At 37.7% G+C, this 5085-nt stretch carries 4 protein-coding genes; 2 read left to right on the plus strand and 2 right to left on the minus strand.

Annotated features, from left to right (window positions below; all coding sequences use genetic code 11):
• Both DM444_RS00270 and DM444_RS00275 read right to left on the minus strand, forming a co-directional pair.
• On the minus strand, positions 1-2159 hold a 2159-nt coding region (locus DM444_RS00270), incomplete at its 3' end, for a SprB repeat-containing protein (RefSeq protein WP_204251649.1).
• Positions 2160-2364: 205 nt separating this feature from the next.
• Positions 2365-3564 carry a helix-turn-helix domain-containing protein gene (locus tag DM444_RS00275; RefSeq protein WP_111282891.1) on the minus strand — a complete coding sequence of 400 codons (1200 nt, stop codon included), beginning with the start codon at positions 3562-3564 and terminating at the stop codon, positions 2365-2367.
• A 343-nt stretch (positions 3565-3907) separates the two neighbouring features.
• Between DM444_RS00275 and DM444_RS00280 the strand changes: the two genes are divergently transcribed.
• Both DM444_RS00280 and DM444_RS23750 read left to right on the plus strand, forming a co-directional pair.
• Positions 3908-4558 (plus strand): outer membrane beta-barrel protein, encoded by a 651-nt coding sequence (locus DM444_RS00280; RefSeq protein ID WP_111282893.1) that lies wholly within the window; start codon positions 3908-3910, stop codon positions 4556-4558.
• Positions 4559-4894: 336 nt separating this feature from the next.
• Positions 4895-5085 (plus strand): hypothetical protein (locus DM444_RS23750; RefSeq protein WP_204251650.1); only part of this gene is annotated, 191 nt, incomplete at its 3' end.

Genomic DNA, 5085 nt, shown 5'->3' on the forward strand with positions numbered 1-5085 from the left:
TTGGTCTGGCTTGGCGCTATTGTAAGGGCTGATGGTTCAGATATGGTAAAGCTTCTAGTGGCTTGGCAGCCAAAAAAATCAGTTACCGTTACCGTATAAGTGCCGGCAGAAAGTCCTGATGCGGTAGCAGTTGTTTGGACAGGAGCTGTATTCCAAGAATAAGAATAATTAGGAGTTCCTCCTGATGCTATAACCGTTGCTGTTCCGTTACCGCCTCCATAACAGGAAGTATTGTTTATGGTGCCTGCTGTGGCTGTAAGTGCCGCTGCTGGCTGTACGATTGTAAATGCTTGGGCCGCCTGACAATTATTGGCATCAGTAACGGTTACCGTGTAGGTTCCGGCAGTGAGGCCTGATGCTGTAGCCGCAGTTCCTCCAGAAGGCGCCCATAAATAGGTGTAGCCTCCTGCTCCTCCTGCTGCAGTGACAGTAGCAGATCCAGTTGAACCACCACGACAGGCTATATTGGTTTGAGCTACTGGACTTGCAGTTAAAGCTACTGCTGGCTGGCCAACTACAATATTGTTTATTGTCTGGTTGCAATTGTTAGAGTCGGTAACGGTAACAGAGTAGGTGCCTGCTGTAAGACCTGTTCTATCTTGTGTTGTTACTCCGTCTCCCCAGTTATAAGTATATGATCCGTTGCCTCCTGTAGGGGTAAAATCTATGGCTCCATTATCTCCTCCATTGCATGATACATTAGTAATGACAGCTGTTCCTGAAATGGCAGATGGTTCTGCAATGGTAAAGCTTTTAGATGTCTGACAGCTGTTGGCGTCCGTTACCGTTACAGTATAAGTGCCCGCTGACAGACCTGTGAGAGCAGGGTCAGTTTGAACTGGAATAGTATTCCATTGATAGGTATAATTGCCGCTTCCTCCAGCAACGGTAGCAGTAATTGAGCCATTATTTCCGCCGTGACAGCCAGTTACATCGCTCTGCGTTGCAGTAACTGTAAGGGCATTCGGTTGCGATACAGTATACGTTTTGGTTTCTGTGCATCCGTTTGGCATTGTTATAATAACAGTGTAATTTCCTGCAGACAGTCCAGTTCTGTCTTTTTCGGTCAGTCCGTTTTCCCATTCATAAGCATAAGTGTCAGCTGTAATAGGTGTAAGGCTGATTGATCCATCATTTTCGCCGTAACATGATGCATTGACAATAACGGCTGTAGGCTCGATTAGGTTAAATTTAATACTTCCCCTTGACTGACCCCTTTCTTCTGCAATGCGAAATTCAACTTTGCTCTCGCTGTTTAAAAACCCTTCCCATACATTTGTATGCGATTCGCAGCAGTTGTTATCTTGAAATACAATTTGGCCATCAATATAGAGTCTGACCCAGTCATCGTGCATTGGAATATCTATTTTGTAGTAGCCGCATGGAAATCCTTTTCTTTTTGCACTCCAAGAATGATTGTCGCCATTTACAGGACAGCCCTGATAGTTGGCCACAGAGGACGGAACATCATAATCTTCGAAATAATCTTCAGAATTAAAATCTAATGCATCTGCAGTAAAATAGCCTGAATATGCAGAGGACCAAGCAAGGCTGTTAAAGGTTCCCTCATTCCATGCATATACATTCCAAAGATTACTGCCGTAAACATCGGGATCTCCTGCCGGGACTGAAGGATTAAGTTTGATGTTAACGCTAGCCGTTGTTTTGCAGTTGCTTAAACTGTTATCAGTCACAGTAACCGTATAGCTTCCCGCGGCCAAGCCGGTCACAGACTGGGTGGTCTGTTCAGGAACGGTATTCCAGCTGTAGGAATAAGAACCTGATCCATTTTTTACGGCAACGGTTGCCGAACCAGAGGAGGCTCCGCTACAGGAGGCATTGGTCTGAACCGCAATTGCCTTATAGGCGTTTATGGTTACTGAAGCAGATCCTGTCTGCTTGTTTGCATCGGTAACCAATACGCTGTAGGTACCAGGGCCTAAATTAGAAATTGTGCTGGTGTCGGCTCCGTTTGACCATCTGTAGGTATACGGAGGCGGATTCAAAAATTCGTTAATCGTGTAGACTGTAATAGAGCCTGTAGATGAATTGCAATCTATATCTGTTTTGTCTGTCAGAAGATAGACCTGTGCGGACAGATCAGCTGAAACAAAATAAATAAGAGCGAATGTAAAAAGTAATTGTAGTTTTTTCTTCATAAGCGTAAAAGGTTACTAGTTTTTCTGGTTTGGGATGCTGGCAATATATCTTCAGTTCTTTTAGCAGTATTGCTAAAGGAGAAGGATTTTGCGGGCAAAATTAGGCCAGAGGGTCAATATGGAAGTAACCCAAAAAGTTTACGGAGATGAAATTGATAGCCCGAAAAGTTTTTCGGTCAGAAAAAACACAAAAAATTAAAAGGAACTAGTATTCGGTTCTACTTAATTCCTGTTTTTGAAGATCGCTTGGCAGAATGCCGTGGTATTTTTTAAATGCGGCAGTAAACTTGCTGTTATTTTCATAGCCGAATTTATATGATATTTCTTTGATAAGTAGTCTGTTTTCTAAGATAAGCTCTTTAGCAAGCTCCATCTGTTTTTCCTGAAAATATTTATAGACTGGTTTGCCGAAAAACTGTTTGAACTCACTTTTCAGTCTGCTTTCTGAAATTTTGAATTTTAAAGAAAGCATGTCAATTCCAGGGAATTTATCAAATAAATGATTGGCAAGATAGTTTTCGACTCTGTTGATGCTGAATTTGTCACTATAATCAATAGCGTGATGATTTTCTATAATTTTCTGTTCCTTACAGAGCTTAAAAAAATCAAAAATTAGGTGAATTGTAGAAAACTTTAACTGAAGAAAATCAATGGATGAAGACTGCCCATTTAAGTTCATCAGATCGTCAAAAAGATTGAAATTCTTGATGACCTCGTCCTTTTCATCAAGTGGCCATGCTATATAAGGTTCATCAGAAATTATAAAATCATTAAGACCTCCCTGAGTAAAGAAGATATTTTGCGCAAGGTTGCGCTCCAGCCACTGCTGATTAAAATAGAGGGTAATGTATTTGTTTTTTGCGCCTTTAAAATTTAAATCGCAATTGCGTTCATTAGGTTTGAAAAATGTCCAGCTGTAGTTCGAAAAACAAAGTTGCTTTTCGCAGATCTTCTTATCAAGTTTTACTAAGTTGGAAACATGATTGAGACTTAGCATATAATAGCCCTTATCTTCTATCTTTTTTTCTTCTGGATTGTCATATATCAAATCAAAGGCTACATTGGTCTTGTAATTCATTTTAGAGTAAATGATCCAGCATCCTTCTTCCAGTTTCTGATAGCTGAATCCTCCCTCGCAAAATGGGGTATTGGCATAAATGCTCTGATTTATTTTATTGTGCCTTATGAATGGATAGTTAGCAAAACTCTCAACCAATGCTTCGGGAGATTTGCTGCTGTACGGCAGATGATAAAAGCCGTTATTGTAGGTAAAAAAATATTGTTTAAACTGGCTGAGCCACTTCTTTAAATTAAGCTGGAGCATGGAGCAAATATAACAGTAAAATCTTTTAAAAAAAACACTTCTGGATTTAGAACAAAACTGGACTTTATCTGATATTTCCATTGTCACTTTTGGAAAGTAATTCTGATCGATGGCTGTTTAAGTTTTTACATTTTAAAATTATATTAGATAAAAGTGGAGAAATCTTTTTTGTCCTTTCAAGATTAAATTAAAACACGCTCACAAAAAAAATGGTTTCATTTTATAATTTGGAACATGATTAAGCCTATTTCTTTATGGTAAAATGTTTTTGTTAGAATAACTTTGAGACAGCTAATTAATCATAAATTTTACAGCTTGAGCCTTTTCCCCACAAACCACCTATACAAAGCATAAAAGTATTTTCAATTAAGCTAAGAGGCTCAGAGGAAATTAAACCATTTATTATAAATCAAAATTAAAAATTATGAAAAAGTATCATTTATTAGTTGTCGTTTTTTTCTTTTCAATGGCTTTATCAGCACAAAGTGCCCAGTCATTTTTGCTTAATTTGTATGGAGGTTATACATTTTCCGACAGAGTAGATTTTGATTCTTCATATGGAAAAGTGGAAGATGGTTTTGAGTATGGTATAGGGTTGGAATATTTTATAATGGATAACGCTTCGGTAGAATTAAAGTATAATAGACTTGATACTAGCATGCCTTTATATACAAAAGTTCCTTTAAATGAAGGTTCTATTCCTGCTGGAACACAAGTTAATGCGGGAGATGATAAAGGTGCCATTAATTATATATTGGCTGATTATACTTATTATTTTGGCTCAAGTTCTCAAAAGGCGCTTCCGTTTCTGGGTGCTGGTTTAGGAGTTGCAATTCTAGAGACTCCAAAGAGTGGCAGCGGAACTTATTTTGCATGGGAAATTAAGGCAGGTGTAAAAGTAAAAACGAATTCACCAGTATCAATTAATCTTCATGCTTACTTGCAATCTATGTCTGCGGCTGTTGGATATGATTATTATTGGGACTACTATTGGGGTCCAGTGGCAGTTACTGATTATGCATCAACATTTCAATTCGGCCTTGGTGCTTCGCTTAGTTACGATTTCAGTAAATAATAATTGCTTCAATAAAATTGTTTAAAAAAGCTTGAGAATATCTCAGGCTTTTTTATTTATATAAGTTAAGTATTTGCTTGCACAGCGTAATCAAGCTATTTAAGAATGAATTCATAGTAGCTTCTGGAAAGTTGTCTTATGTAAAGACAAAGAAAATAGCTGTTTTCAAGTCGTGAATTCAATAAAAAAGTGATTTTATCCAAGTACTATATTTGCTTTAAAACTTAAAAGTAAGAAAAAACATTGTTATTATGTGAAATTTTTTAAATATAAATATTATGTTATCAGAGGGTTAAGAAAAAGTTTGAAAAAAGTTATAAAAAAAACTCATGTCGAGTGCTTGGAAATCTAAGTAAAGGTGCTACATTTGCACCCCGCAAAACACGGAAGTTCATTGAGAGATTGGAAGAAAAATTGAGAAAAAGGAAACGAAAAAAAAGTTTCAAAAAAAACTTTAAATTTTTCTTGCAGGAGACAAAAAGAATTTTTAGTTTTGCACCCGCTTTGAGAGATAAGCGAAAGACAGA

Origin of the sequence: Flavobacterium ginsenosidimutans (assembly GCF_003254625.1) — a bacterium.
In the GTDB taxonomy this organism is placed as follows: domain Bacteria; phylum Bacteroidota; class Bacteroidia; order Flavobacteriales; family Flavobacteriaceae; genus Flavobacterium; species Flavobacterium ginsenosidimutans.